At 54.6% G+C, this 25880-nt stretch carries 31 protein-coding genes; 23 read left to right on the top strand and 8 right to left on the bottom strand.

The annotated features are described in order from the left end of the window. Positions 1–234: 234 nt before the first annotated feature. The 4 genes from fliD to amyA all read left to right on the top strand — a co-directional run bounded on the left by fliD (position 235) and on the right by amyA (position 3994). Positions 235–1644, top strand: a complete 1410-nt coding sequence (gene fliD, locus I6L53_RS08580; RefSeq protein ID WP_042318299.1) for a flagellar filament capping protein FliD — start codon at positions 235–237, stop codon at positions 1642–1644. A gap of 15 nt (positions 1645–1659) precedes the next feature. Then, the gene (gene fliS, locus I6L53_RS08575) at positions 1660–2067 is read left to right on the top strand and encodes a flagellar export chaperone FliS (RefSeq protein WP_042318298.1); all 408 of its coding nucleotides are present in this window, start codon (positions 1660–1662) and stop codon (positions 2065–2067) included. Then, a complete protein-coding gene (gene fliT / locus I6L53_RS08570; RefSeq protein WP_042318296.1) occupies positions 2067–2438 on the top strand; it encodes a flagella biosynthesis regulatory protein FliT in 372 nt (123 codons plus the stop codon). The genes fliS and fliT overlap by 1 nt, the downstream gene beginning before the upstream one ends. Positions 2439–2506: 68 nt before the next feature. After that, positions 2507–3994 carry an alpha-amylase gene (gene amyA, locus I6L53_RS08565; RefSeq protein WP_042318294.1) on the top strand — a complete coding sequence of 496 codons (1488 nt, stop codon included), beginning with the start codon at positions 2507–2509 and terminating at the stop codon, positions 3992–3994. 39 nt (positions 3995–4033) lie between these two features. Here amyA and yedD read toward each other — a convergent pair whose 3' ends face one another. Then, the gene (yedD, locus tag I6L53_RS08560) at positions 4034–4447 is read right to left on the bottom strand and encodes a lipoprotein YedD (RefSeq protein WP_042318292.1); all 414 of its coding nucleotides are present in this window, start codon (positions 4445–4447) and stop codon (positions 4034–4036) included. Positions 4448–4632: 185 nt separating this feature from the next. Between yedD and yedE the strand changes: the two genes are divergently transcribed. After that, positions 4633–5838, top strand: coding sequence for a selenium metabolism membrane protein YedE/FdhT (gene yedE, locus I6L53_RS08555; protein WP_042318290.1), 1206 nt, complete (start codon positions 4633–4635; stop codon positions 5836–5838). Then, positions 5835–6068, top strand: a complete 234-nt coding sequence (gene yedF / locus I6L53_RS08550; RefSeq protein ID WP_042318288.1) for a sulfurtransferase-like selenium metabolism protein YedF — start codon at positions 5835–5837, stop codon at positions 6066–6068. The genes yedE and yedF overlap by 4 nt, the downstream gene beginning before the upstream one ends. Before the next feature lie 91 nt (positions 6069–6159). Here the strand turns inward: yedF and fliE are convergent, their stop codons facing one another. Next, on the bottom strand, positions 6160–6474 hold the full coding sequence (gene fliE, locus I6L53_RS08545; protein WP_042318286.1) for a flagellar hook-basal body complex protein FliE: 315 nt from the start codon (positions 6472–6474) through the stop codon (positions 6160–6162). Between the two features lie 216 nt (positions 6475–6690). Here fliE and fliF point away from each other — a divergent pair, with 216 nt between their 5' ends. From fliF to rcsA, 14 genes are all read left to right on the top strand, one after another. Next, on the top strand, positions 6691–8394 hold the full coding sequence (gene fliF / locus I6L53_RS08540; protein WP_042318284.1) for a flagellar basal-body MS-ring/collar protein FliF: 1704 nt from the start codon (positions 6691–6693) through the stop codon (positions 8392–8394). Next, complete coding sequence (fliG, locus tag I6L53_RS08535; RefSeq protein ID WP_042318283.1) at positions 8387–9385, top strand: flagellar motor switch protein FliG; 999 nt, start codon at positions 8387–8389, stop codon at positions 9383–9385. The genes fliF and fliG overlap by 8 nt, the downstream gene beginning before the upstream one ends. Further along, positions 9378–10082, top strand: a complete 705-nt coding sequence (fliH, locus tag I6L53_RS08530; protein WP_042318280.1) for a flagellar assembly protein FliH — start codon at positions 9378–9380, stop codon at positions 10080–10082. The genes fliG and fliH overlap by 8 nt, the downstream gene beginning before the upstream one ends. After that, complete coding sequence (gene fliI / locus I6L53_RS08525) at positions 10082–11452, top strand: flagellar protein export ATPase FliI (RefSeq protein ID WP_042318279.1); 1371 nt, start codon at positions 10082–10084, stop codon at positions 11450–11452. The genes fliH and fliI overlap by 1 nt, the downstream gene beginning before the upstream one ends. Before the next feature lie 21 nt (positions 11453–11473). Then, positions 11474–11917, top strand: a complete 444-nt coding sequence (gene fliJ, locus I6L53_RS08520) for a flagellar export protein FliJ (RefSeq protein WP_042318278.1) — start codon at positions 11474–11476, stop codon at positions 11915–11917. Beyond that, entirely contained in the window at positions 11914–13125 is a 1212-nt protein-coding gene (gene fliK / locus I6L53_RS08515) for a flagellar hook length control protein FliK (RefSeq protein ID WP_042318277.1), read from the top strand. The genes fliJ and fliK overlap by 4 nt, the downstream gene beginning before the upstream one ends. Before the next feature lie 104 nt (positions 13126–13229). Then, a complete protein-coding gene (gene fliL, locus I6L53_RS08510; RefSeq protein WP_042318276.1) occupies positions 13230–13694 on the top strand; it encodes a flagellar basal body-associated protein FliL in 465 nt (154 codons plus the stop codon). Between the two features lie 4 nt (positions 13695–13698). Next, a complete protein-coding gene (gene fliM / locus I6L53_RS08505) occupies positions 13699–14703 on the top strand; it encodes a flagellar motor switch protein FliM (RefSeq protein WP_042318275.1) in 1005 nt (334 codons plus the stop codon). Beyond that, positions 14700–15113 (top strand): flagellar motor switch protein FliN, encoded by a 414-nt coding sequence (fliN, locus tag I6L53_RS08500; RefSeq protein WP_042318274.1) that lies wholly within the window; start codon positions 14700–14702, stop codon positions 15111–15113. Before fliM ends, fliN begins: the two co-directional genes overlap by 4 nt. Next, complete coding sequence (gene fliO / locus I6L53_RS08495; protein ID WP_084196548.1) at positions 15113–15490, top strand: flagellar biosynthetic protein FliO; 378 nt, start codon at positions 15113–15115, stop codon at positions 15488–15490. The genes fliN and fliO overlap by 1 nt, the downstream gene beginning before the upstream one ends. Beyond that, positions 15490–16227: a flagellar type III secretion system pore protein FliP gene (gene fliP, locus I6L53_RS08490; RefSeq protein ID WP_042318271.1), complete on the top strand. Its 738-nt coding sequence runs from the start codon at positions 15490–15492 to the stop codon at positions 16225–16227. Before fliO ends, fliP begins: the two co-directional genes overlap by 1 nt. A gap of 9 nt (positions 16228–16236) precedes the next feature. Beyond that, positions 16237–16506, top strand: a complete 270-nt coding sequence (gene fliQ, locus I6L53_RS08485; RefSeq protein WP_042318268.1) for a flagellar biosynthesis protein FliQ — start codon at positions 16237–16239, stop codon at positions 16504–16506. 8 nt (positions 16507–16514) lie between these two features. Then, a complete protein-coding gene (fliR, locus tag I6L53_RS08480) occupies positions 16515–17309 on the top strand; it encodes a flagellar biosynthetic protein FliR (RefSeq protein WP_042318267.1) in 795 nt (264 codons plus the stop codon). A gap of 280 nt (positions 17310–17589) precedes the next feature. Next, entirely contained in the window at positions 17590–18213 is a 624-nt protein-coding gene (rcsA, locus tag I6L53_RS08475) for a transcriptional regulator RcsA (protein WP_042318264.1), read from the top strand. A 56-nt stretch (positions 18214–18269) separates the two neighbouring features. Here rcsA and dsrB read toward each other — a convergent pair whose 3' ends face one another. Further along, on the bottom strand, positions 18270–18458 hold the full coding sequence (gene dsrB / locus I6L53_RS08470) for a protein DsrB (protein ID WP_042318262.1): 189 nt from the start codon (positions 18456–18458) through the stop codon (positions 18270–18272). 129 nt (positions 18459–18587) lie between these two features. Here dsrB and yodD point away from each other — a divergent pair, with 129 nt between their 5' ends. Both yodD and I6L53_RS08460 read left to right on the top strand, forming a co-directional pair. Next, on the top strand, positions 18588–18815 hold the full coding sequence (yodD, locus tag I6L53_RS08465) for a YodD family peroxide/acid resistance protein (RefSeq protein WP_042318260.1): 228 nt from the start codon (positions 18588–18590) through the stop codon (positions 18813–18815). A 290-nt stretch (positions 18816–19105) separates the two neighbouring features. Continuing rightward, positions 19106–19921 (top strand): mannosyl-3-phosphoglycerate phosphatase-related protein, encoded by an 816-nt coding sequence (locus I6L53_RS08460; protein ID WP_042318257.1) that lies wholly within the window; start codon positions 19106–19108, stop codon positions 19919–19921. Here the strand turns inward: I6L53_RS08460 and dgcQ are convergent. From dgcQ to I6L53_RS08445, 3 genes are all read right to left on the bottom strand, one after another. After that, positions 19918–21612, bottom strand: coding sequence for a cellulose biosynthesis regulator diguanylate cyclase DgcQ (gene dgcQ, locus I6L53_RS08455; RefSeq protein ID WP_042318256.1), 1695 nt, complete (start codon positions 21610–21612; stop codon positions 19918–19920). The two genes, I6L53_RS08460 and dgcQ, sit on opposite strands and share 4 nt — an antisense overlap. A gap of 130 nt (positions 21613–21742) precedes the next feature. After that, on the bottom strand, positions 21743–21919 hold the full coding sequence (locus I6L53_RS08450; protein ID WP_042318255.1) for a YodC family protein: 177 nt from the start codon (positions 21917–21919) through the stop codon (positions 21743–21745). 75 nt (positions 21920–21994) lie between these two features. After that, on the bottom strand, positions 21995–22912 hold the full coding sequence (locus tag I6L53_RS08445; protein ID WP_094465880.1) for a DUF808 family protein: 918 nt from the start codon (positions 22910–22912) through the stop codon (positions 21995–21997). A 171-nt stretch (positions 22913–23083) separates the two neighbouring features. Between I6L53_RS08445 and yedA the strand changes: the two genes are divergently transcribed. Continuing rightward, positions 23084–24004 carry a drug/metabolite exporter YedA gene (yedA, locus tag I6L53_RS08440; protein WP_042318254.1) on the top strand — a complete coding sequence of 307 codons (921 nt, stop codon included), beginning with the start codon at positions 23084–23086 and terminating at the stop codon, positions 24002–24004. Here yedA and I6L53_RS08435 read toward each other — a convergent pair. Further along, positions 23996–24463 (bottom strand): very short patch repair endonuclease, encoded by a 468-nt coding sequence (locus tag I6L53_RS08435; RefSeq protein ID WP_042318252.1) that lies wholly within the window; start codon positions 24461–24463, stop codon positions 23996–23998. The two genes, yedA and I6L53_RS08435, sit on opposite strands and share 9 nt — an antisense overlap. Then, on the bottom strand, positions 24444–25877 hold the full coding sequence (locus I6L53_RS08430; RefSeq protein WP_042318251.1) for a DNA cytosine methyltransferase: 1434 nt from the start codon (positions 25875–25877) through the stop codon (positions 24444–24446). The genes I6L53_RS08435 and I6L53_RS08430 overlap by 20 nt, the downstream gene beginning before the upstream one ends. Positions 25878–25880: the final 3 nt, after the last annotated feature.

Raw genomic sequence — 25880 nt, 5'->3', positions numbered from 1 at the left:
CAACTTGATGTTATTGGGCTGTTGCCCACGGTTTCTCACCGTAACCCTTGTATCGGCACCTGAATTTCGAACTTTAGAAAATTTTTAGTTTCCCCCCTCTTTTTCTTAGCCTTTGAATAACCGGTTTTCTTGCGCACTATTCCGGCCATTATTTCTCCAAATTTATTATTAAACTTTGCCGCCAGATTGCCGATAAGGTGGCTAACCACTGTTTGCAATTAAAAGGGATTACGCATGGCTTCTTTTACTTCATTAGGCGTGGGTTCAAACCTGCCGCTGGATACGTTACTGACGAACCTGAGCACTGCGGAGAAGGGACGTCTGAAACCTATCACCCAGCAGCAGAGTAGCTTTACGGCAAGACTGACGGCATTTGGAACGTTAAAAAGCTCGCTGGAAAAATTCCAGACCGCCAACACGGCATTAAATGATGCGACTCTTTTTAAAAGCACCACGGCGGTAAGCAACTCAACGGATCTCACGGTGAGTACAACTGCAGGCGCGGCTGCCGGGATCTACAAAATTAACGTGACACAATTAGCGCAGGCGCAATCTATTCGTACCACCTCAACGGTAACGGACAGCAAAGCCGCGCAAGGTAATGACAATGCTTCACGGACGCTGATCATTAAGCAGGATGGCAAAGAGAAGCCTTTAGAAATAAAACTGACCAAAGACCAAACTTCTCTGGAAGGGATGCGCGATGCGATTAACAACGCCAACGGCGGGGTGACGGCCAGCATTGTTAAAGTTAAAGATAACGATTTCCAACTGGTTCTGACCTCCTCTAACACGGGTCTGACCAATCAAATGAGTGTTTCCGTCTCAGGAGATGAGAAACTCAATCAATTCATCAGTTTCAATAATCCCAACAGCTCGAATAGTAATGTTGAACAAATTGTTGAAGCAAAAGACGCGGAGCTTACCGTTAACGGGATCAATATTGTTCGCAGCAGCAATACCGTGACCGATGCGCCACAGGGCCTGACGCTGAACCTGACGAAAGAAGTCAAAGATGTCACCGTCACCGTGTCAAACAGCAATGAAAAATCCACAACAGCCATCAAGGCCTGGGTGGATGCCTATAACGCCTTAGTCGATACCATTGGTACTCTGACGAAATATACTTCTGTCGATCCGGGCGCTGAAGAGCAAAACGCCAGCAACGGCGCGCTACTCGGCGACAGCACCGTCCGTACCATCCAGACCGGGATCCGGGGTCAATTCTCCTCCAGTGCTAACGATGGCAAATTCCAGACGTTATCACAGATGGGTATTACCCAGGATGGCACCACCGGCAAGCTGAAAATTGATGATGAAAAACTGAAAAAAGCGCTGACCGATAATTCTGTGGATGTTCAGCAGTTGTTAGTCGGTGATGGAAAAGAAACCGGGATTACCACCAAAGTGGCTTCGCTGGTGAAAGGCTACCTGGCTGATGACGGTATTATCGACAGCGCCCAGGACAGCATCAATGCCACCCTGAAAAAACTGACTAAGCAGTATCTTTCCGTCAGTGCCAGTATCGACGACACCATCGCACGTTATAAGGCCCAGTTCACCCAACTGGATACCATGATGAGCAAGTTGAATAACACCAGTAGCTATTTAAACCAGCAATTTACTGCGATGACCAGTTCCTGATAACCAGAGGTAAACATGTATACCGCGAGCGGTACCAAAGCTTATGCGCAAGTCAGCGTGGAAAGCGGCGTGATGAGTGCGAGTCCGCACCAGTTGATCGAAATGTTGTTTGATGGCGCAAACAGTGCCCTGGTGCGCGCTCGCCTGTTTCTAGCGCAAGGTGATATTGCAGCCAAAGGAGAAGCGCTCAGTAAGGCTATCAACATCATTGATAACGGTCTGAAAGCGGGACTGGACCAGGAGAATGGCGGCGAAATTGCCGACCATCTCTCCTCGCTGTATGACTATATGATCCGTCGTTTATTACTCGCTAATTTGCGCAATGACAGTCAAGCCATTGAAGAAGTGGAAGGGTTACTCGGCAACATTGCGGAAGCCTGGAAACAGATCTCACCGAAAGCATCTTCCCAGGAGTCTCGTTAATGACCTCAGCCGTGGAGTTTATCAACCGTTGGCAGCGCATTGCGCTGCTCAGTCAGTCGCTGCTCGAATTTGCGCAGCGGGGTGAATGGGACCTTTTACTGGAGCAGGAAGTCTCCTATCTGCAAAGTATTGAAGCGGTCGTTGAAACGCAAACTCCACCGGGCATGACACGCAGTATTCAGGATATCGTGGCCAGCCATATCAAACAGACGCTGGATAACGAAGAACACCTGAAAGTTTTGCTGCGCCAACGGCTCGATGAACTCAGCGGTCTGATCGGTCAGTCAACGCGTCAGCAGTCGCTCAATAATGCTTATGGTCGGCTTTCTGGCATGCTGCTGGTGCCCGACGCCCCCACTGCCCCACAATAATTCCCGCTACGTTGGCAAAAATCTTCCATACTCCAGAGGTCGTCTAAAAGACTTCTGGAGCACGGAAGATGAAAAATCCCACGTTACTGCAGTTCTTCCACTGGTATTACCCCGACGGCGGCAAACTCTGGCAGGAAGTGACAGAGCGCGCCGACAGCCTCAACGATATCGGTATCAATATGGTCTGGCTGCCGCCCGCCTATAAAGGCGCATCAGGCGGCTATTCCGTCGGCTATGACTCTTACGATCTGTTCGATCTCGGCGAGTTCGATCAAAAAGGCACCATTGCCACCAAATATGGTGATAAGGCGCAGCTGCTGGCGGCTGTCGATGCGCTGAAAAAAAACGACATCGCGGTGCTGCTCGATGTGGTGGTGAATCACAAAATGGGAGCAGACGAGAAAGAACCCATCCGCGTACAGCGCGTCAACGAAGAGGATCGCACGCAGATTGCGGATGAGATCATCGACTGTGAAGGCTGGACGCGTTACACCTTTCCAGCGCGAGGCGGCCAGTACTCTCAGTTCATCTGGGATTTCAAATGTTTCAGCGGTATCGACCACATCGAAAATCCTGACGAAGACGGCATCTTTAAGATCGTCAATGACTACACTGGCGAGGGCTGGAACGATCAGGTCGATGACGAACTGGGTAATTTCGATTACCTGATGGGCGAAAATATCGACTTTCGTAATCACGCCGTCACCGAGGAGATTAAATACTGGGCGCGCTGGGTGATGGAACAAACCCAGTGTGACGGCTTTCGCCTCGATGCGGTCAAGCACATTCCAGCCTGGTTCTATAAAGAGTGGATTGAACATGTCCAGGAGGTGGCACCGAAACCGTTGTTTATCGTCGCCGAATACTGGTCGCATGAAGTAGATAAGCTACAAACCTATATCGACCAGGTGGAAGGCAAAACGATGCTGTTCGATGCCCCATTACAGCTCAATTTTCATGAAGCGTCGCGCCAGGGCCGTGATTACGACATGAGCCAGATCTTCAGCGGAACGCTGGTGGAAGCCGATCCGTTTCACGCGGTGACGCTGGTCGCCAATCATGACACCCAGCCGTTGCAGGCGCTGGAAGCGCCGGTTGAAGCCTGGTTTAAACCCCTGGCCTATGCGCTCATCCTGCTACGGGAAAACGGCGTGCCGTCAGTTTTCTATCCCGATCTCTATGGCGCACATTATGAAGATACCGGAGGCGACGGGGAAACCTATACCATTGACATGCCGATCATCGAGCAACTCGATGAACTCATTCTTGCCCGCCAGCGTTTCGCCCACGGCATTCAGACGCTCTGGTTTGATCATCCCAACTGCATTGCGTTCAGCCGCAGCGGTACGGATGACGATCCCGGTTGCGTAGTGGTGTTATCCAATGGCGACGACGGCGAGAAAACACTCGCGCTGGGCGCAAACTACGGTAATAAAACGTGGCGAGATTTTCTCGGAAACCGGAGCGAAAGCGTGGTCACGGATGAGAACGGTGATGCCACGTTTTACTGCAACGCTGGCAGCGTAAGCGTATGGGTGATTGAAGAGGTGATCTAGGGAAACGCCCCGACAGGAATGGCTGTCGGGGATAAAACATTACGGCAGTGGCGTGGGCAGCGGCGATTTCTCCAGCGCGGCAGCGCATTCCACCGTTGGACGATCCACGCGTTGCAAGGTCATCCCGTCATACTCCAGGGTATTTCCTTCCCGCTCGATCTCGTAAAGTTCACGTTTAACCGTCACGTTGGTTAAATCTCCGGACAGCATAGTCAGCTTACCTGGCAGCGCAATCACCCTCTGCCACTGGCGACAGTCAAGAGTATCCCCCTCTTTGGTCACCACCAGGCTGGCAATGGCTTCCGGGCTTACCAGTTTGCGTTGCGGTCCGTTAGTCTGCCAGTACCCTTCCAGTCCGGCGGGCGCTGGCGTTTTGACGACATCATGATAATTTTCTACCTCGGCGCATCCCGCTAACATCAGTAACGCCCCAATGATTGCACATTTTTTCATCATTCATCCTGCATGCGAAGAAAAGAGGATTGTGGCATTAAAGCCCTGCGGTCGCCAGCCTTTCGCGGTGTCAGCAGAACTTTGATCCATTTGGGATTACCGCTTAATAGTACCAGGCAAAATTACTGCAGTGGTGTACTATCCGCATTCTTGTATCACACCTTCTGAGTTCAGAGGCAAAACACATGTCATGGCAACAATTCAAACAAGCCTGGTTAATTAAATTCTGGGCACCTGTCCCTGCGGTCATCGCAGCAGGTATTCTCTCTACTTACTATTTCGGCATCACCGGCACCTTCTGGGCCGTCACGGGTGAATTTACCCGCTGGGGCGGACAAATCCTGCAACTGTTTGGCGTCCATGCGGAAGAATGGGGCTACTACAAGCTAATCCATCTGGAAGGCACTCCGCTCACCCGCATCGACGGGATGATGATCCTCGGAATGTTCGGCGGTTGTTTCGCGGCAGCATTGTGGGCCAACAACGTCAAACTACGAATCCCGCGCAGTCGCATCCGCATCATGCAGGCGGTGTTGGGTGGGATCATTGCCGGGTTCGGCGCGCGTCTGGCGATGGGCTGCAACCTGGCGGCGTTCTTTACCGGTATCCCTCAGTTCTCCCTGCACGCCTGGTTCTTTGCCGTGGCAACGGCTATCGGTTCCTGGTTCGGCGCGCGATTCACCCTGCTGCCGATATTCCGCATTCCGGTCAAAATGCAGAAAGTCTCCGCCGCGTCACCGCTGACGCAAAAGCCGGAACAGGCGCGTCGTCGTTTCCGTCTCGGCATGCTGGTGTTTATTGGCATGATCGGCTGGGCGCTGCTGACCGCCATGAACCAGCCGAAACTGGGCCTGGCGATGCTGTTCGGCGTTGGTTTTGGTCTGTTAATCGAACGCGCGCAGATTTGCTTCACTTCCGCCTTTCGCGATCTGTGGATCACCGGACGCACCCATATGGCAAAGGCAATTATCTTTGGGATGGGCGTCAGTGCGATCGGGATTTTCAGCTACGTACAGCTTGGTGTGGAAGCCAAAATCATGTGGGCGGGCCCGAATGCGGTGATCGGCGGACTGCTGTTTGGTTTTGGTATCGTGCTGGCTGGCGGGTGTGAAACCGGCTGGATGTATCGCGCAGTGGAAGGACAGGTACACTACTGGTGGGTGGGACTCGGTAACGTCATCGGCTCAACGATTCTGGCCTATTACTGGGATGATTTCGCCCCTGCGCTCGCCACCAACTGGGACAAAATCAACCTGCTCAACACCTTCGGTCCGCTCGGCGGCCTGCTGGTGACCTATCTGCTGCTGTTTGCCGCGTTGATGTTCATCATCGGCTGGGAAAAACGTTTCTTCCGTCGTGCCGGGCTAACCCCAGCTAAGGAATCCGCATGAAAAAAATTATTCCTGATTATCGCCTTGATATGGTCGGTGAACCCTGCCCTTACCCTGCCGTGGCAACGCTGGAAGCGATGCCGCAACTGCAGAAAGGGGAAATACTGGAAGTGGTCAGCGACTGTCCGCAGTCCATCAACAACATTCCGCTGGATGCCCGCAACCACGGCTACACCGTGCTGGATATTCAGCAGGATGGACCGACGATCCGCTATCTGATTCAGAAATAACAGGTTGCCGGAAGGCAACTAAACCTTATCCGGTCTACAAGAAGTATGAATCGTAGGCCGGATAAGCGTATGCGCCATCCGGCAAGAAAACCTACACCTGCATTGACATCACTTCCTGATAAGCCGACACCAGTTTGTTACGCACCTGGATCCCCATCTGCATAGAGACAGAGGCTTTTTGCATATCGGTCATCACATCGTTGAGCGCAATTCCCGGCTCACCCAACGTGAATTTTTCCGCCTGGGTGCGGGCGGCAGTTTGCGTATCGCTGATGCGGTCCAGCGCCGCGTGCAGTTGACCGGCAAAACTCACGGTCGGCTGCGGCATTGTCTCCTGCGCACGGGCACTCATCGCCGTGGCCTGGAGCTGGCTGATGACCCCTTCAATCCCCTGTATCGCTGACATGATAATCCTCTGGATGGTTTTCTACGCAGCAGAGATTACCAGTTTGTCAATAAGATAAAGGCGCTAAATAACGCTATAAAACCCCGGTTTTTACCGCATAGAAAAAAACGAAACCGCAAATAATGAGACCGTCAATTTTTCGATTTTGCTGACCCGGGAGTGAGTCTTGTTCCACTTTGCAAATAAAGCCGTCCACGAACAGTCACGAGGTGCGAGATGAACGCGACTGCATCGGCTGCAACCCAATCTAAACCTCTCGAGTGGCTTAATCGCCTGCGTGCGAATCCCAAAATTCCTCTGGTTGTTGCAGGCTCTGCGGCCATCGCCATTATTGTGGCGATGGTGCTGTGGGCCAAAGCGCCAGACTACCGTACGTTGTTCAGCAATTTATCCGATCAGGATGGCGGCGCGATCGTCACCCAGTTGACCCAAATGAATATCCCGTACCGCTTCTCTGAAGGCAGTGGTGCGATTGAAGTTCCGGCAGAAAAAGTCCATGAACTGCGCCTGCGTCTGGCGCAACAAGGGCTGCCGAAAGGCGGTGCGGTGGGCTTTGAACTGTTGGATCAGGAAAAGTTCGGCATCAGCCAGTTTAGCGAGCAGGTAAACTACCAGCGGGCGCTGGAAGGCGAACTGGCGCGTACTATCGAAACGCTTGGCCCGGTTAAACGCGCTCGCGTGCATCTGGCGATGCCAAAGCCGTCTCTGTTCGTGCGTGAACAGAAATCCCCTTCAGCCTCAGTTACCGTCAATCTGGAACCGGGCCGTGCGCTGGATGAAGGGCAAATAAGCGCTGTTGTGCATCTGGTTTCCAGCGCGGTAGCGGGTCTGCCACCGGGTAACGTGACGCTGGTCGATCAGGCCGGTCATCTGCTCACCCAGTCAAACACCAGCAGTCGCGATCTGAACGACGCGCAGTTGAAATACGCCAGCGACGTGGAAGGCCGCGTCCAGCGCCGTATCGAATCGATCCTGTCACCGATAGTCGGTAACGGGAATGTCCATGCGCAGGTCACCGCGCAGTTGGATTTCGCCAATAAAGAGCAGACAGAAGAGCAGTATCGACCCAACGGCGATGCCTCTCAGGCCGTGTTGCGTTCGCGCCAACTGAACGAAAGCGAGCAAATTGGCTCAGGTCTGCCGGGTGGCGTGCCGGGTGCGCTGTCCAACCAGCCTGCGCCGGCTAATACGGCTCCCATCACCACGCCGCCGGCGAACCAGCAAAATGCGCAGAACGCGCAAAACGGGCAGAACGGACAGAATGCACAGCAGCAGGCTGCCGCCGGCGCCAGTGCTGGCCCGCGTAATACTCAGCGCAACGAAACCAGTAACTATGAAGTTGATCGCACCATCCGCCACACCAAAATGAACGTCGGCGACGTACAGCGTTTGTCCGTCGCGGTGGTCGTGAACTACAAAACGTTGCCGGATGGCAAACCGCTGCCGCTCACCGCCGATCAAATGAAACAGATTGAAGATTTGACCCGTGAAGCCATGGGCTTCTCGGACAAGCGCGGCGATACCCTGAACGTAGTCAACTCACCGTTCAGCGCCACGGATGACAGCGCGGGCGAACTGCCGTTCTGGAAACAGCAGCTGTTTATCGAACAATTGATCTCTGCCGGTCGCTGGCTGCTGGTGCTGTTGGTGGCGTGGATCCTGTGGCGTAAAGCGGTTCGTCCGCAACTGACACGTCGTGCTGAAGAGGCGAAAGCCCAGCAGGAACGCGAACAGATCCGTCAGGAGACCGAAGAAGCCGTTGAGGTACGCCTCAGTAAAGATGAGCAGACTCAGCAGCGCCGGGCGAATCAGCGTCTGGGTGCAGAAGTGATGAGCCAGCGTATTCGCGAAATGTCAGATAACGATCCGCGCGTCGTGGCGCTGGTCATTCGCCAGTGGATGAATAACGATCATGAGTAATGCTCTTTCCGGTACCGATAAAAGCGTCATCCTGCTGATGACCATTGGCGAAGACCGCGCGGCGGAGGTGTTCAAACACCTCTCCCAGCGCGAAGTACAAACGCTGAGTGCGGCAATGGCAAACGTCCGTCAGATCTCTAACAAACAACTGACCGACGTGCTGGCGGAGTTTGAACAGGAAGCCGAGCAGTTCGCCGCCCTGAACATCAACGCCAACGAATATCTGCGTTCGGTACTGGTAAAAGCGCTGGGCGAAGAGCGCGCCTCCAGCCTGCTGGAAGATATTCTCGAAACCCGCGATACCGCCAGCGGCATTGAAACGCTCAACTTTATGGAGCCGCAAAGCGCCGCCGACCTTATCCGCGACGAACACCCGCAGATTATCGCCACCATCCTCGTGCACCTCAAACGCGGTCAGGCGGCAGATATTCTGGCGCTCTTCGACGAACGTCTGCGTCACGATGTCATGCTGCGTATCGCCACCTTTGGCGGCGTACAGCCTGCCGCGCTGGCTGAACTAACCGAAGTACTCAACGGTCTGCTCGACGGTCAGAACCTCAAGCGCAGCAAAATGGGCGGCGTAAGAACGGCGGCAGAAATTATCAACCTGATGAAAACGCAGCAGGAAGAAGCGGTTATTACCGCGGTGCGCGAATTCGACGGCGAGCTGGCGCAAAAAATTATCGACGAGATGTTCCTGTTCGAAAACCTGGTGGATGTGGACGACCGCAGCATCCAGCGTTTGTTGCAGGAAGTGGATTCCGAGTCGCTGCTGATCGCCCTGAAAGGCGCGGAACAGCCGCTGCGCGAGAAGTTCCTGCGCAATATGTCGCAACGTGCGGCAGATATCCTGCGCGACGACCTCGCCAACCGTGGCCCGGTGCGTTTGTCGCAGGTGGAAAACGAGCAGAAGGCCATTCTGTTGATTGTGCGTCGTCTGGCCGAGACCGGCGAGATGATGATTGGCAGCGGCGAGGATACCTATGTCTAACGAGCTGCCGTGGAAAATCTGGACCCCGGACGATCTCGCCCCGCCTTTGGCTGAGTTTGTGCCCATGGAGCACAGCGATGAGCCCGCGCCAGAAGAGGGTGAGCCGGAGATCAGTGAGGAACAGCAGCTTGAGCAGCAGTTAGCGCAGCTGAAAATTCAGGCCCATGAACAAGGCTACAATGCGGGCCTTGCGGAAGGTCGAAAGTCCGGTCATGAACAAGGCTATCAGGAAGGGCTGGCGCAGGGGCTGGAACAGGGCCAGGCGCAGGCGCGCGCCCAGCAGGCACCGCTTCATGCGCGGATGCAGCAGCTGGTCAGCGAGTTTCAGCACACGCTGGACGCGCTGGACAGCGTGATTGCCTCGCGCCTGATGCAGATGGCGCTGGAGGCCGCGCGTCAGGTAATTGGTCAGACGCCCGCGGTGGATAACTCGGCGTTAATCAAGCAGATCCAGCAACTCTTACAGCAGGAGCCGTTGTTCAGCGGCAAACCGCAACTTCGCGTCCACCCGGATGATTTGCAGCGCGTCGAAGAGATGCTCGGTGCCACCCTCAGCCTGCACGGCTGGCGTTTGCGTGGCGATCCGACCCTGCACCACGGCGGCTGTAAAGTCTCTGCGGATGAAGGCGATCTCGACGCCAGCGTCGCGACCCGCTGGCAAGAACTGTGCCGTCTGGCCGCACCGGGAGTGATCTAATGACTTCACGCCTGACCCGCTGGTTGACGACGCTGGATAACTTCGAAGCCAAAATAGCGCAACTTCCGGCTGTTCGCCGCTATGGGCGACTGACACGCGCCACTGGTCTGGTTCTGGAAGCAACGGGATTGCAGTTACCGCTTGGCGCGACCTGCGTGATTGAGCGTCAGGAGGGCACTGAAACCCGCGAAGTGGAAAGTGAAGTGGTGGGCTTTAACGGCCAGCGGCTGTTCCTCATGCCGCTCGAAGAGGTTGAAGGCATTCTGCCCGGCGCACGCGTCTACGCCAAAAATATCGCCAGTGAAGGGCTGCAAAGCAGCAAGCAACTGCCGCTGGGACCGGCGCTGTTAGGTCGCGTGCTCGACGGCAGCGGCAAACCGCTCGACGGTCTGCCCTCCCCTGATACCACGGAAACAGGGGCGCTGATTACCCAGCCGTTTAACCCGTTACAACGTACGCCGATTGAGCATGTGCTGGATACCGGCGTGCGCCCGATCAACGCCCTGTTAACCGTTGGTCGCGGCCAGCGTATGGGGCTGTTCGCCGGTTCCGGCGTCGGGAAAAGCGTCCTGCTCGGCATGATGGCGCGCTATACCCGCGCTGACGTCATCGTCGTTGGACTGATTGGCGAACGTGGCCGCGAAGTGAAAGATTTTATCGAGAACATTCTCGGCGCCGACGGTCGTGCACGCTCGGTGGTGATTGCTGCTCCGGCGGACGTTTCGCCATTACTGCGCATGCAGGGTGCCGCTTATGCCACCCGTATTGCCGAAGATTTTCGCGATCGCGGTCAGCACGTGCTGCTGATCATGGACTCTCTGACCCGTTATGCCATGGCCCAGCGTGAAATCGCACTGGCGATCGGTGAACCGCCAGCCACCAAAGGCTATCCGCCTTCGGTGTTCGCCAAACTTCCGGCGCTGGTTGAACGCGCGGGGAACGGGATCCACGGCGGCGGGTCTATCACCGCCTTTTATACGGTGCTGACCGAAGGCGACGATCAGCAGGACCCGATTGCCGATTCGGCGCGAGCCATTCTTGACGGTCACATTGTGCTGTCGCGTCGTCTGGCGGAAGCCGGGCACTACCCCGCTATCGACATTGAAGCATCGATCAGCCGTGCCATGACGGCGCTGATTACGGAACAACACTACGCCAAAGTGCGTCACTTCAAGCAGTTACTGTCCAGCTTCCAGCGCAACCGCGATCTCGTTAGCGTCGGCGCTTATGCCAAAGGCAGCGATCCAATGCTCGATAAAGCCATCACGTTATGGCCACAGCTGGAGGCGTTTTTACAGCAAGGTATTTTCGAACGCGCTGACTGGGAGGATTCCCTGGCGGCGCTCGATCTGATTTTCCCGGCGGTGTGATAAAGCAGGAGGATAAGGGTCATGGCTGAACATGGTGCACTGGCAACGCTCAAAGATCTCGCCGAAAAAGAGGTGGACGATGCTGCGCTGCTGTTAGGTGAAATGCGCCGCGGTTTTCAGCAAGCGGAAGAGCAGCTCACGATGCTGCTCGACTACCAGAACGAATACCGCAGCAACCTCAACAACGATATGAGCCAGGGGATTGCCAGTAATCGCTGGATTAACTACCAGCAGTTCATTCAAACCCTGGAAAAAGCGGTGGAACAGCATCGCCAGCAGTTAACGCAGTGGACGCAAAAAGTGGATGTGGCGCTGAACAGCTGGCGTGAAAAAAAACAGCGACTTCAGGCCTGGCAGACCTTACAAGACAGACAGAACGCGGCAGCCTTACTGGCTGAAAACCGCCTGGATCAGAAAAAAATGGATGAATTTGCGCAGCGTGCAGCAATGAGGAAACCAGAATGATCACTTTGCCCCAACTGGTCACAACTGACTCAGACCTTATCACCGGCTTGTCGTCCGGGAAAACGGCGGACTCCGCCCAGGATTTTCTGGCGCTGCTGGCAGGCGCGTTAGGCGCAGGCGACGCACAGGGTAAAGACGCGCCGCTGACGTTAGCCGATTTGCAGGCCGCCAGCGGCAAGCTGCAAAAGGGCCTGTTGGCGCAGGACGGCGACTCATCGCAGGCCATTAAGCTGGCCGACCTGCTAGCCGCCAAAGAAGGACAGTCTGACGAGATACAAAAAGGGTTGAGCGATGCGCAGGCCCTGCTGTCCGCGCTGACACCCACACAAAAAAACAGCGCGCTGGCAGCCCTGCGCCAGACTGCACAAAAGGATGAAAATACGTCTGCCCTGAGCGATGACGATCTCGCCAACCTTAGCGCCCTTTTCGCCATGTTGCCGGGTCAACCGGGAATGACGACACCGCCGGTGGCCGCCGGTGAAAAAGTGAGTGCACTAAGCACCTCGCTTAGCGCCGCGACCCGCTCGCTCGCACAGAGCGCGGGCGGTCCATTGACCCGTGACGACGTGAAAAAGGACAAAGTGGATAGCACATCGCCGATTATCGCCGCGGAAAGCGCGAAAGGACAGGCGGTCACCCCGCCTGTGGTGGCTGCCGCCGCCGCAAACGCGGAGATCGACAGTACGCCTTCCGCGGTGACACAGGGTATTGCCATGACCACCGCCACACACTCCGCATCGCAGCCGCCGACCACCAGCGCGGCACCGGTTCTGAGCGCACCGCTGGGTAGCCATGAATGGCAGCAATCCCTGAGTCAGCACATCACGCTGTTTACCCGCCAGGGTCAGCAAAGTGCGGAACTGCGTCTGCACCCGGAGGATCTCGGTCAGGTACAGATCTCACTTAAGCTTGATGATAACCAGGCGCAACTGCAGATGGTTTCAGCCCATAGCCATGTTCGTGCGGCGCTGGAAGCCGCTCTGCCGACGCTGCGCACGCAGCTGGCAGAAAGCGGCATTCAGTTGGGACAAAGCAGCATCAGCAGCGAGAGTTTCGCCGGCCAGCAGCAGTCGTCTTCTCAACAGCAGCAGACGGCTCGCACGCAGGGACAGGATCTGCACATGGCCGATGACGAGAGTGAGCTGGCGGTTCCCGCTTCGCTCCAGTCCGCTGCTCGCGGTAACGGCGCCGTCGATATCTTCGCCTAACGCCAGAGGTAGCATGATTATCCGCGTCTTTTCCACGCTTTGCCGTGGTCAGGACACGGGATAATCAGCCGATAAGCTGTACCGAAACAGGAAGCCCGTATCAGATGACTGATTCCGCGATTAGCAAAAAGAGCAAACGCTCAATTTGGATCCCGCTGCTGGTAATCATTACCCTTGCCGCCTGCGCAACCGCAGGCTATAGCTACTGGCGTATGCAGCAGCATCCCACTCCGGCGGCGAGTGAACCACCGCCACCGCCTGCACCGGTGTTCTTCGCCCTGGATACGTTTACCGTCAATCTGGGCGATGCGGATCGCGTACTGTATATCGGCGTGACGCTGCGTCTGAAAGATGAAGCCACGCGTACGCGCCTGAACGAATATCTGCCAGAAGTCCGTAGCCGTTTGCTGCTGTTGTTCTCTCGTCAGGACGCCAACGCACTGTCTACCGAAGAAGGTAAGCAAAAATTGATCGCGGCAATCAAAGAGACGCTTTCCCCTCCGCTCGTTGCCGGACAACCCAAACAGGACGTCACCGACGTGCTGTATACAGCTTTCATTCTGCGGTAAAGACATGGGCGACAGTATTCTCTCTCAGGCTGAAATCGATGCGCTGTTGAATGGCGACAGCGACACGAAAGACGAGCCGACTCCAGGTATCGCGGGCGAAAGTGAAATTCGCCCGTACGATCCCAATACTCAGCGTCGCGTGGTGCGTGAGCGTCTGCAGGCGCTGGAGATCATCAACGAACGTTTTGCCCGTCAGTTCCGGATGGGGCTGTTTAACCTGTTGCGTCGCAGTCCGGATATTACCGTGGGCGCGATCCGCATTCAGCCGTATCACGAGTTTGCCCGCAACCTGCCGGTGCCGACCAACCTGAACCTGATCCACCTCAAGCCGCTGCGCGGTACGGGTCTGGTGGTGTTCTCGCCAAGTCTGGTGTTTATCGCCGTCGATAACCTGTTTGGGGGAGACGGACGCTTCCCGACGAAAGTAGAGGGTCGCGAGTTTACTCATACCGAACAGCGCGTCATCAACCGCATGCTGAAACTGGCGCTGGAAGGCTATAGCGACGCGTGGAAGGCCATCAATCCGCTGGAAGTGGAGTATGTGCGATCTGAGATGCAGGTGAAATTTACCAACATCACCACATCGCCGAACGATATTGTGGTCAACACCCCTTTCCACGTCGAGATTGGCAACCTGACCGGTGAGTTCAACATCTGTTTGCCGTTCAGCATGATTGAACCGCTACGCGAACTGTTGGTGAATCCGCCGCTGGAAAACTCCCGTAATGAAGATCAGAACTGGCGCGACAATCTGGTGCGTCAGGTTCAGCACTCCGAGCTGGAGCTGGTGGCGAACTTTGCCGATATTCCGCTGCGCCTTTCTCAGATATTAAAACTACAACCCGGCGATGTGCTGCCGATTGAAAAACCAGACCGCATTATTGCTCATGTGGACGGTGTGCCTGTACTGACCAGCCAATACGGCACGGTTAACGGTCAGTACGCGTTACGCGTGGAACATTTGATTAACCCGATTTTGAATTCGCTGAATGAGGAACAGCCCAAATGAGTGACATGAATAATCCGTCTGATGAGAACACTGGTGCATTGGACGATCTGTGGGCTGACGCGTTGAACGAGCAAAAAACGACCACCAGCAAAAGTGCTGCCGATGCCGTTTTCCAGCAGCTTGGCGGTGGCGATGTCAGCGGTACGCTGCAGGATATCGACCTGATCATGGATATTCCGGTCAAACTGACCGTCGAATTGGGTCGCACGCGCATGACCATTAAAGAGCTACTGCGCCTGACGCAGGGTTCCGTGGTGGCGCTGGACGGCCTGGCGGGTGAACCGCTGGATATCCTGATCAACGGCTATCTGATCGCCCAGGGTGAAGTTGTGGTCGTGGCCGATAAATACGGTGTACGTATTACCGATATCATCACCCCGTCCGAGCGTATGCGTCGTCTGAGTCGCTAATCATGAAAACCCAGGCCACCGTTCAACAGCCTTCTGCCGTTCCGGGCTCGCCCCTGATGCAGGTTAGCGGCGCGCTGTTGGGGATCATCCTGCTGATCCTGGCGGCTGCCTGGGTCATCAAACGTCTGGGCTTTTCGCCGAAAGGCAGCCATACGCGCGGACTGAAAGTCTCCGCCAGTACCTCGCTGGGTCCACGCGAGCGCGTGGTGATTGTCGACGTTGAGGACGCGCGACTGGTGCTTGGCGTCACGGCGTCAAACATCAGTGTGCTACATACCCTCCCCCCGGCCCCTGTTGTGCCAGAAGAGACGTCGTCTGCTCCTGCCGATTTTCAGGCCATGATGAAGAGTTTGCTTAAGCGTTCCGGGAGATCCTGATGCGCCGTTTGTTATCCCTTACGCTGACCAGTTTATGGCTTATCAGCCCCGCCGCACTGGCGCAACTGCCAGGTCTTGTGAGCCAACCCCTGCCCGGGGGCGGACAAAGCTGGTCGCTGCCCGTGCAGACGCTGGTCTTCATCACCTCGCTGACCTTTATTCCGGCCATTTTGCTGATGATGACCAGTTTTACCCGCATCATCATCGTCTTTGGCCTGCTGCGTAATGCGCTTGGTACGCCATCCGCCCCACCAAACCAGGTGCTGCTGGGGCTGGCGCTGTTCCTGACCTTTTTCATCATGTCGCCGGTCATCGACAAGATCTATGTCGAGGCGTATCAACCGTTCAGCGAAGAGAAAATCTCAATGCAGGAAGCGCTGGACAAAGGTGCGCAACCGCTGCGTGAATTTATGCTGCGCCAGACCCGCGAGGCCGATCTGGCCCTGTTTGCCCGTCTGGCAAACAGCGGTCCGCTTCAGGGGCCTGAAGCCGTACCGATGCGTATTTTGCTGCCCGCCTATGTGACCAGCGAGCTGAAAACGGCTTTCCAGATCGGCTTTACGATCTTCATCCCTTTCCTGATTATCGACCTGGTGATTGCCAGCGTGCTGATGGCGCTGGGGATGATGATGGTTCCGCCGGCAACCATTGCCCTACCGTTCAAACTGATGCTGTTCGTGCTGGTGGATGGCTGGCAACTGCTGGTGGGTTCGCTTGCACAAAGTTTCTACAGTTAGAGGCGAAAAATGACACCTGAATCGGTCATGATGATTGGCACCGAGGCCATGAGAGTTGCCCTCGCCCTTGCCGCCCCCCTGCTGCTGGTTGCACTGGTGACGGGGCTTATCATCAGTATTTTGCAGGCCGCCACACAGATTAACGAAATGACGCTGTCGTTTATCCCGAAAATCGTGGCGGTGTTTACGGCGATTATCGTGGCCGGGCCGTGGATGCTGAATTTGCTGCTGGATTACGTGCGCACGCTGTTCACCAATCTGCCGTACATCATCGGGTAAGATGACGGATGTTGCAGGTAACCAGCGATCAATGGCTGCAGTGGCTGAGCCTCTATTTCTGGCCGCTACTGCGCGTACTGGCGCTGATCAGCACCGCCCCGATCCTCAGTGAACGCGCGGTTCCTAAACGGGTGAAACTGGGGCTGGGGCTCATCATCACCTTTGTCATTGCCCCTTCTTTGCCGCCCAACGATGTGCCTATTTTTTCGTTTAACGCGTTATGGCTGGCAATGCAGCAAATCCTGATCGGCATCGCATTGGGCTTTACTATGCAATTTGCCTTCGCGGCGGTACGTACGGCGGGTGAGATCATCGGTTTGCAGATGGGCCTCTCCTTTGCCACCTTTGTCGATCCGGCCAGCCACCTGAATATGCCAGTGCTTGCCAGAATTATTGATATGCTGGCAATGCTGCTGTTCCTGACCTTTGACGGTCACCTGTGGCTGATTTCACTGCTGGTCGACACGTTCCACACCCTGCCTGTTGGCGGCAATCCGGTGAACAGCAACGCGTTTCTGGCGTTGGCCAGAGCGGGCAGCCTGATCTTCCTTAACGGGATGATGCTGGCGCTGCCGGTGATCACCATGCTGCTAACGCTGAACCTGGCGCTGGGATTATTAAATCGTATGGCACCGCAATTATCTGTATTTGTGATTGGCTTTCCGCTCACCCTGACCGTGGGTATCTCGTTAATCGCGGCATTAATGCCATTGATTGCGCCGTTTTGTGAACATCTATTTAGTGAAATCTTCAATCTATTAGCTGATATTGTTAGTGAATTGCCCGTTAATAATAGTCCATAATGTTTATCCTGTTTTTCTAAGGATTATCCTAAAGTCATTCAGTAAAAACATCTACCAGGATAACTCTCACGCGCTTTATTTGTTTTTATCTCTCTCACATAACGCAACATTTACTTTACTTTAAGACAATTCCAGGCAAATTATACGTAACTTTACGGGATAGTAAGTCCGCCTGAAAACCGCATATGCGTCTCATTAGGTGAAGCATTCGATTCCGTTAAGTTGTGATGAGATATTCAGGTAAGGGGAATTATCGTTACGCATTGAGTGAGGGTAAGCCATGTCAACGATTATTATGGATTTATGCAGTTACACCCGGCTGGGTTTGACCGGGTATCTGGTAAGCAGAGGGGTGAAAAAAAGGGAAATCAACGACATCGAAACCGTTGACGAACTCGACATCGCTTGTGACACACACCAGCCGTCTGTGGTGTTTATTAATGAAGACTGTTTTATCCATGATCCAGCCAGCAGTCAGCATATAAAGCAAATCATTAATCAGCATCCCAATACGCTATTTATTGTTTTTATGGCAATTGCCAATGTCCATTTTGATGAATATCTATTAGTCAGAAAAAACTTATTGATCAGCTCAAAGTCAATTAAGCCAGAATCACTGGACGATCTCCTTGGCGATATTCTGAAAAAAGAGACGGACGTCGCCGGGGTAATAAATTTACCGACGTTATCATTAAGTCGCACTGAGTCCAGCATGCTGCGCATGTGGATGGAAGGCCAGGGAACAATTCAAATTTCAGATCAAATGAATATCAAGGCGAAAACGGTGTCATCCCATAAGGGGAATATAAAACGAAAGATAAAGACGCATAACAAACAGGTTATCTATCATGTTGTCAGACTCACCGATAACGTGACCAACGGTATATTTGTTAACATGCGATGAGACGCCCCGACTGGTGGCTGTCCCACCAGCCGGGCATACATTGGGCATTGTAATGCCTACTCTGCCTTCTCCACAAAGATACCATCCTGATGCCCTGACTCGTTAAAGAACCAGATGCCGAGCGGGTAGTCTTCCAGCGAAACCAGGTACATTGTGCCTTCACTAAACTCTTCTACTGCCAGTACCACGCCAGGCCGACGAGAACCGCCGTCCGTTTTGACTGTGACCCGATCATTCACCTTCATCATTATCCTCCTGTGGCTTTGTGCCAGTGTAGAACAAAAACCGCCGCCTGACAGCGTCTGACCGGTTTGATTGCGGGTTTTCTCAACGGTCTATACTTAGTCTGTGGCACGGTTAATGACGAGGTTGAAATGAAGACCGCGAAAGAGTATAGCGATACCGCAAAACGTGAAGTCAGCGTCGATGTTGACGCGCTGCTGGCGGCGATTAATGAAATCAGCGAAAGCGAGATTCATCGCAGCGGAAACGACCCGGACAGAGTCAGCGTGGATGGTCGTGAGTATCATACATGGCATGAATTAGCCGAGGCGTTTGAGCTGGATATCCATGACTTTAGCGTGACGGAAATTAATCGCTGACCCACAGCGAAAAAAATCCCGACCCTAACGGGTCGGGATGAAACTTGCTTATGCAAGAAGCACTTGAAAATTCGTTACACCAGGAAATCTGATGTACGCTAAACCTTATCCGCAATTTTTTTGCATGACAAGCAAATATTTTTCAGACAAATGATTAATCCTTCTAATGGTTAAGGCGGACAGGCTGTCAGCACGCGTGATGGCGGGATCGATCCCAATTCCCTGTCAGATAAAATGCCCTGTTTTTAGGATTTATCCAGAATACCGCGACTTACGTGACGGGAATAAAAATGCTATCACTCGACGCCCCACTGCTGATTTTTACCGATCTGGATGGCACGCTACTGGACAGTCATACCTATGACTGGCAACCTGCCGCAGCCTGGCTGGCTCGTCTGCGTGAAAAGCGTATTCCCGTGATCCTGTGCAGCAGTAAAACCGCCGCAGAAATGCTGCACATCCAGAAATTGCTGGGCTTACAAGGACTGCCGTTGATTGCTGAAAATGGCGCAGTGGTTGAACTGGACAGCCGCTGGCAGACGCATCCTGACTTTCCGCGCCAGATCTTCGGCGCTTCGCATGCTGAAATTAGCGCTGTGCTGGATAAACTTCGTGCCCGATCCGCGTTTAAATTTACGACGTTTGATGATGTCGATGAGTCCACGATCGCCGAGTGGACCGGTCTGTCGCATGCTCAGGCCAGCTTAACGCGACTGCATGAAGCCTCTGTCACCCTGATCTGGCGCGACAGCGATGAACGCATGGCCGAGTTCGCCCGGCAGCTAAACGATCTGGGACTGCAGTTTGTCCATGGTGCCCGCTTCTGGCATGTCCTGGACGCCACGTCAGGGAAAAACCACGCGGCAAACGGTCTGATTGATCTCTATCGGCGCCAGGGGAAAAAGCGCCCGATCACCGTCGGTCTGGGCGACGGCCCGAACGACGCCCCACTGCTTGAGGCAATGGATTACGCGGTGATCGTCAAAGGACTGAATCGCGAAGGGGTGGTTTTACGCTCCGACAGCACGGCGCAGGTTTACCGCACGCAGCATGAAGGCCCCGAGGGCTGGCAGGAAGGCATGACCTGGCTGTTCGCCGCGCCTTAGCCCCGATCCACCGCGCAAACGCGGTTCCGTCCGGCCTGTTTTGCCTTGTAGAGTCTGCGATCCGCGAGCGACTGGAGTTGCTCGAAGTCGTAGTCTCCGGTTTCCTGGGTACTACTCACCCCGAGTGAGGCGCTGATCCGCAGCGTGGCGCTTTTCGCCACCAGAATCTCTTTCTCATTCAGTCGCTGGCGGATGCGTTCAGCTATCTGCTCCGCCTGCGCCAGAGACGTTTCCGGCAGGACCACGCAGAACTCCTCCCCGCCCACACGCCCGGCAACATCATAGGTACGCAATGTGCCGCTGATTAAGCCTGCGGCATGCGTTAACACGCGATCCCCGGCCTGATGACCAAAGCGGTCATTGATACTTTTGAAGTGGTCAAGATCGATCTGAATAACCGACAGAGGTTGTTTTTGCATTCGACAACGCTGGGTCAGCTGTTTGGCTTTTTCAAACAGCGCGCCGCGGTTATATAAGCGGGTCAGCGTATCGTGCCAGGCCTGCCATTGAAGTGAACTTTGCAACACAAACATATTGCTGACCATATGGCGGATAACGACCCAGGAGATGATCAACATCGCGGTAAACAGCGCCCACAGTAGCGCCAGCGCAATACTGATGCTGCCGAAATCGCCATGTACCCCTTCGCTCAAGGTATGTACCCGTACCAGCACGCCATCGAAATGGTCCAGCCGTTGCCAGCTAACGTAACGACTGCCCATGCGCAAGCCGCCTACGGTATCCTGCTCAATATCATGCGCCAGCAACGCCAGTTCGCGCTCATCAAAGGTCTTAGCATTCCTCAGTTCCGGCGTTGAGGCTGCCAGCAGTTTCAGTTTACTGTCGTAGAGTTGGTACTCCCCTTCCACATCTTTGTCGATAGCCTCATCCATAAACCGTTCTACTGCTGAAACGGGGATGCTCATCGCCAGCACCCCGAGCCAGTAATGATTGCTATCCAGCGGTACACTGACGGTTACGCGCTGCTGCGCATAGCTGAATTCGGATGACGGCGAGGTAAACCAGCGCACGCCGCGCGTCCGGTTTTTTCGCTGCGACTGCCCGGTAAACCAGGGTTGAATTACGTAGTCGTAGTAGCGGGCGGTAATTTCGCTCGAGAGCGATGTCGGCAGCGTGGAGACGTAAAATCCCGCGCGCGAGACGTACATCGCCTGGAGTGACAGAGACGCGCGGGTGACCGCCAGGCGCAGCAGATAACCCAGCTCCAGCGCGGCTGTCAGTTCGTTATCCAGCGATTCGTTGTCACGCGAGAGCAACTGAGTTTGATTCACAAACGAATCAGAAACGCCATTCAGCGGCAGCGTCCGTCGCTTATCCAGTTCAAGCTGCCAGACGCGCGAATGGCGTAACTGTTCAAAATGGGTAACCGCATCTTTTAAGACGGAAAATCCCAGAGGGGTGATCAGCGCCTCGTGCATCCCGTCACGCAGAAACAGCAGCTTATCCACATTGAATTGCAGCTGCTTGTCGAGGGCGTTGGCGACATTTTCCAGATGATTACGCTGGCTTGAGATATAAGCGTCTTCCAGGACGACTACTTCCCGCCAGGTCAGCAGGGTTGAAAAGAGCATGACGGTCAGAAAACAGAGATTCACGACATGGCCAGGGCCGAGTCGCCGCGCCAGCGTTTTCAGCCAGCCCCAGTTTTCCATCGTTGTTTCGTGCGGCACTCTGACCACTCCCTACTCGCGATTGCTTTCCTAATCCTGGCATAACTCAGTACGTTACGTATTATGACCGTCACGTATTTTTTGAATTTAAGAAAACGCCCGACGGTCGCCGGGCGTTCAGGCATCAGGCTTATTCACACCGTTGTCTGGCATCACCGGAAACGAGTTCACTCTCATGGAATGCTTCTCGCTTGACGCCAAACCCATCATACCACCGACATTCCACCATACCGCTGGAATAGCCGGTGACAATCATGCGTGGACCGCCCTCTTTCACAGTCACTTCCTCACTGACCGAAAAAACCATGTTACCTCCTGTATACAGTGAACGTTTTCACCTTAGACGAGGATGTCTGGTTTTGCCTCATTCAGGGGAAGACTTTTAGTGCGCCCCCCCGCGCACTTTGGCCACCGCTTTTACCAGCAGCACAACGATCGCGCCGATGATAAAGCCCAGCACCAGATTCAGAAGCGTCGGCAAAATCAACGCCACTACGGCGCTTTGCTGTTGGGCGAACCGCTCAATGGCATGATGTAACGGTGCAACGCCGTGCACGACAATCCCTCCGCCCACAAGGAACATCGCCAGCGTGCCAATCACCGACAGCGATTTCATCAGCCACGGCGCGACAACCAGCAATCCTTTACCTAACGCCTGCGCCAACACGCTGGTTTTTTCTGCCAGCCAGTAGCCCATATCATCCAGCTTAACAATGAGTCCGACCAGACCATAAACGCCAATCGTCACCACCAGCGCGATCCCCGACAAGACCAGCACCTGATTGAGCAGCGGTGCTTCAGCCACAATCCCCAGCGTGATCGCCACAATCTCCGCAGAGAGAATAAAGTCGGTTCGCACTGCGCCTTTGATTTTATCTTTTTCAAACGCCAGCGGATCCTGTGCCGCCAGCGCTTCCAGCCGCCGCTGTCGCTCAGCCGGATCTTCTTTCTGTTTTCGCGATTTGAGGGTATGCAGAACTTTCTCCACACCTTCAAAACAGAGGAAGGCACCGCCAATCATCAACAACGGCGTAATCGCCCAGGGAATAAAGGCGCTGATGAGCAATGCCAGCGGCACCAGGATCACTTTGTTGACGAGCGAGCCTTTCGCCACGCTCCAGACCACCGGCAGCTCGCGATTCGCTCTTACCCCCGTCACCTGCTGCGCGTTTAGCGACAGGTCGTCCCCCAATACGCCAGCGGTTTTCTTCGCGGCCAGTTTGCCCATCATCGAGATATCATCCAGCAGCGTGGCAATATCATCGAGTAAGGTCAGTAAGCTACTTCCTGCCAAAATTATTCCCTCATTTTTTTCTTCTTGAAGCGTTAAGTATGGAGTAAAACACGCGAGGCTGAAACTGACGTTATTCGTCAACATTTTTCTAACAAGATGCGTGAATTATATCGCTCGCCAGTCTGGTCGTTTTCGCGTTTACTATATCGCTTGTTAGCGTTTCGCACGTGAGGGATTATGCGTTTCAGGCAGTTGTTACCGCTTTTCAGCGCACTGTTCGCGCTGTATATCATCTGGGGTTCTACCTATTTCGTCATCCGTATCGGCGTGGAGAGTTGGCCGCCGCTGATGATGGCTGGCGTCCGTTTTCTCGCGGCCGGGGGGTTGTTAACCGCCTTTTTGCTACTGCGCGGTCACAAATTGCCGCCGCTTCGCCCGCTGCTTAACGCGGCGTTGATTGGCATTTTGCTGCTGGCCGTCGGTAATGGGTTGGTCACGGTGGCAGAACATCAGGACGTTCCCTCCGGCATCGCAGCGGTCGTGGTCGCGACGGTCCCCCTGTTCACCCTGTGCTTCAGCCATTTCTTTGGCATCAAAACCCGCAGGCTGGAGTGGATGGGGATTGCCATTGGGCTGGCGGGGATCGTGATGCTCAACAGCGGTGGCAACCTGAGCGGCAATCCGTGGGGAGCAATATTGATTCTGATTGGTTCAATCAGTTGGGCGTTTGGTTCCGTCTACGGTTCCCGCATTACACTGCCGACAGGAATGATGGCTGGCGCCATTGAGATGCTCGCCGCCGGGATCGTGCTGATGTGTGCCTCGCTCATCAGCGGTGAAAAACTGACCACGCTGCCGTCGCTGTCAGGCTTTCTGGCGGTAGGCTATCTGGCGGTGTTTGGATCCATCATCGCCATCAACGCCTATATGTATTTGATCCGTAACGTTAGCCCTGCACTGGCAACCAGTTACGCCTACGTGAACCCGGTTGTTGCTGTGCTACTGGGGACAGGACTGGGAGGTGAACGTCTGGCACTGATTGAATGGCTGGCGTTAGGAGTCATCGTCTTTGCGGTGGTTCTGGTGACGCTGGGGAAATATCTTTTCCCGGCCAAACCGACGCTCAAACCCATGGAAAACGAAAAAACGTTACAGTAAATGTATCCCCAGAGTATCGATCTGCGCGGATGCGCCACCGCCGCAGATCCACTCTTCAAGACGTTCAGACAGCGCGACGTCGCCGAGCTTCTCCCGCCCCCGCAACGCGCATTCCCAGACGATCAGCACCCTCCAGCCCAGTCCCGCCAAACGCTGGGTATCCCGGCGATCGCGCTCGACGTTTTTACCGATCTTATCCAGCCAGAATTCTGTGCGCGTGGCCGGCACCTTAAACAGGTAGCAATGATGGTGATGCCAGAAACAACCGTGGGTAAAAATCACGCAGCGGTATTCATCCAGTACAAAATCGGGACGTCCTGGCAACGAATCATCCTGAACGCGATAGTCGAGTCCCTGCTCCGCCAGCAGTCCCGCAAGCCGCTTTTCGATGGCGGTATCGCGGGTCGCGATGGCCCGCATGTTTTTACTGCGCGTTGCCTTATCGTGAACGTCCGCCATCCGCGCTCTCTTGCTGACGTAACGCGACAGCCATTTTAATTTTCTCTTCCAGCAACGTCGCCACGGCGGCAAACGCGGGCACTACGACAGAGTTACCAAACTGACGATAGGCCTGGGTGTCAGAAACGGGGATACGGAACTGATATCCCTGCGGCGACTCAAAACCCATCAGTCGCGCACACTCTCTCGGCGTTAAGCGACGAGGACGATGCTGCTGATTTGTCGGATCGTCGAAGTTCACTTCTCCGGCAGCAAAATCCCAGCCACGGTCGATCAGGATTTCTGCGCCGTCTTTGTAATATCTCGCGGATAGCGTGCGCGTCACACTATTCGGATTCGTGGGATAGACCATGCCGTAGCCAAAACCGTTGCCCTTCGCCTGATGCTTTTTCGCATAGCGGTAGAGATATTTCCACAGCACCGGCGTCAGTACATATTTGGCTTCCACTACCGGTTCCAGCAGTTCCGCCAGAGTAGTGCGCCGCTGCGGGTAACGCGTACTGATATCACGCAGGGTAAAATCGCGCTTCAGATTCAGATCGCGACGAAAGCCGACTAACACAATGCGTTCCCGGTGCTGCGGCAAGAAATGTTTGCCATCAATAATTTTCGGATCGTCCGGCCCGTTATCCTCCGCATCGGCGACGTCATAGCCCAGCTCATCCAGCGTTTGCATAATGATGCGGAACGTTTTGCCCTGATCGTGACTCTTCAGGTTTTTCACGTTTTCCAGGACAAAAATCGGCGGGCGGCGGACGTCAATGATGCGCACGACGTCAAAGAACAGTGTCCCCTGAGTATCGCAGGCAAAACCGTGGGCGCGTCCCAGCGCATTTTTCTTTGACACGCCGGCAAGGGAAAATGGCTGACACGGGAAGCCTGCCAACAGGACATCGTGCTGCGGCACATGCTGGCGAATATGATCTGCTGCCTGACTGTCGCTTACACCTTCGTGATGGCTGAGCGTGATATCGCGAATGTCTTCATTAAAGTGGTGGCTCGCCGGGTCGCAGTAATAGTTGGCTTTATAGGTACGCACCGCATGCTTGTTCCACTCGCTGGTAAACACGCACTGGCCACCTATCGCCTCAAATCCACGACGAATACCGCCAATACCGGCAAAGAGATCAATAAACCGAAAAGCATAGTGAGGATGGTGTGCAGGCGGCGTGGGCAACAGCGAGCACAAAGATGCCAACTCACGTTCGCTCAATCGATGCCATGCCGAGGCATTCGCCGCCACGCGTTTTAAAATAGCCGGACTCCAGTGATTCTCGCCAATTCCATTCAGGTGAGCCACCAGCGTTTTAACATCATAAATTTCCAACAATTTCGCCAATACCCCCTGCGCAACGTCGACATTGCTGTCTGTTGCGGTAACCAGCGAACCTGTTACTGAAAGATTTTGCTGCATATC

This window comes from Citrobacter farmeri (assembly GCF_019048065.1).
Classification (GTDB): domain Bacteria; phylum Pseudomonadota; class Gammaproteobacteria; order Enterobacterales; family Enterobacteriaceae; genus Citrobacter_A; species Citrobacter_A farmeri.
This window is presented reverse-complemented; position numbering and strand designations above follow the sequence as displayed.

Excerpts from the sequence above, each read along its gene's own strand:
- fliT (WP_042318296.1), top strand. The coding sequence starts at position 2,067 with ATGACCTCAGCCGTGGAGTTTATCAACCGTTGGCAGCGCATTGCGCTG.
- yedA (WP_042318254.1), top strand. The coding sequence starts at position 23,084 with ATGCGTTTCAGGCAGTTGTTACCGCTTTTCAGCGCACTGTTCGCGCTG.
- fliR (WP_042318267.1), top strand. The coding sequence starts at position 16,515 with ATGTTGCAGGTAACCAGCGATCAATGGCTGCAGTGGCTGAGCCTCTAT.
- fliI (WP_042318279.1), top strand. The coding sequence starts at position 10,082 with ATGACTTCACGCCTGACCCGCTGGTTGACGACGCTGGATAACTTCGAA.
- rcsA (WP_042318264.1), top strand. The coding sequence starts at position 17,590 with ATGTCAACGATTATTATGGATTTATGCAGTTACACCCGGCTGGGTTTG.
- I6L53_RS08460 (WP_042318257.1), top strand. The coding sequence starts at position 19,106 with ATGCTATCACTCGACGCCCCACTGCTGATTTTTACCGATCTGGATGGC.
- fliH (WP_042318280.1), top strand. The coding sequence starts at position 9,378 with ATGTCTAACGAGCTGCCGTGGAAAATCTGGACCCCGGACGATCTCGCC.
- fliN (WP_042318274.1), top strand. The coding sequence starts at position 14,700 with ATGAGTGACATGAATAATCCGTCTGATGAGAACACTGGTGCATTGGAC.
- yodD (WP_042318260.1), top strand. The coding sequence starts at position 18,588 with ATGAAGACCGCGAAAGAGTATAGCGATACCGCAAAACGTGAAGTCAGC.
- fliK (WP_042318277.1), top strand. The coding sequence starts at position 11,914 with ATGATCACTTTGCCCCAACTGGTCACAACTGACTCAGACCTTATCACC.
- I6L53_RS08430 (WP_042318251.1), bottom strand. The coding sequence starts at position 25,877 with ATGCAGCAAAATCTTTCAGTAACAGGTTCGCTGGTTACCGCAACAGAC.
- fliD (WP_042318299.1), top strand. The coding sequence starts at position 235 with ATGGCTTCTTTTACTTCATTAGGCGTGGGTTCAAACCTGCCGCTGGAT.
- dsrB (WP_042318262.1), bottom strand. The coding sequence starts at position 18,458 with ATGAAGGTGAATGATCGGGTCACAGTCAAAACGGACGGCGGTTCTCGT.
- fliS (WP_042318298.1), top strand. The coding sequence starts at position 1,660 with ATGTATACCGCGAGCGGTACCAAAGCTTATGCGCAAGTCAGCGTGGAA.
- fliP (WP_042318271.1), top strand. The coding sequence starts at position 15,490 with ATGCGCCGTTTGTTATCCCTTACGCTGACCAGTTTATGGCTTATCAGC.
- amyA (WP_042318294.1), top strand. The coding sequence starts at position 2,507 with ATGAAAAATCCCACGTTACTGCAGTTCTTCCACTGGTATTACCCCGAC.
- yedE (WP_042318290.1), top strand. The coding sequence starts at position 4,633 with ATGTCATGGCAACAATTCAAACAAGCCTGGTTAATTAAATTCTGGGCA.
- fliF (WP_042318284.1), top strand. The coding sequence starts at position 6,691 with ATGAACGCGACTGCATCGGCTGCAACCCAATCTAAACCTCTCGAGTGG.
- yedF (WP_042318288.1), top strand. The coding sequence starts at position 5,835 with ATGAAAAAAATTATTCCTGATTATCGCCTTGATATGGTCGGTGAACCC.
- I6L53_RS08450 (WP_042318255.1), bottom strand. The coding sequence starts at position 21,919 with ATGGTTTTTTCGGTCAGTGAGGAAGTGACTGTGAAAGAGGGCGGTCCA.
- yedD (WP_042318292.1), bottom strand. The coding sequence starts at position 4,447 with ATGAAAAAATGTGCAATCATTGGGGCGTTACTGATGTTAGCGGGATGC.
- fliE (WP_042318286.1), bottom strand. The coding sequence starts at position 6,474 with ATGTCAGCGATACAGGGGATTGAAGGGGTCATCAGCCAGCTCCAGGCC.
- fliJ (WP_042318278.1), top strand. The coding sequence starts at position 11,474 with ATGGCTGAACATGGTGCACTGGCAACGCTCAAAGATCTCGCCGAAAAA.
- fliQ (WP_042318268.1), top strand. The coding sequence starts at position 16,237 with ATGACACCTGAATCGGTCATGATGATTGGCACCGAGGCCATGAGAGTT.
- fliL (WP_042318276.1), top strand. The coding sequence starts at position 13,230 with ATGACTGATTCCGCGATTAGCAAAAAGAGCAAACGCTCAATTTGGATC.
- fliG (WP_042318283.1), top strand. The coding sequence starts at position 8,387 with ATGAGTAATGCTCTTTCCGGTACCGATAAAAGCGTCATCCTGCTGATG.
- fliM (WP_042318275.1), top strand. The coding sequence starts at position 13,699 with ATGGGCGACAGTATTCTCTCTCAGGCTGAAATCGATGCGCTGTTGAAT.
- I6L53_RS08435 (WP_042318252.1), bottom strand. The coding sequence starts at position 24,463 with ATGGCGGACGTTCACGATAAGGCAACGCGCAGTAAAAACATGCGGGCC.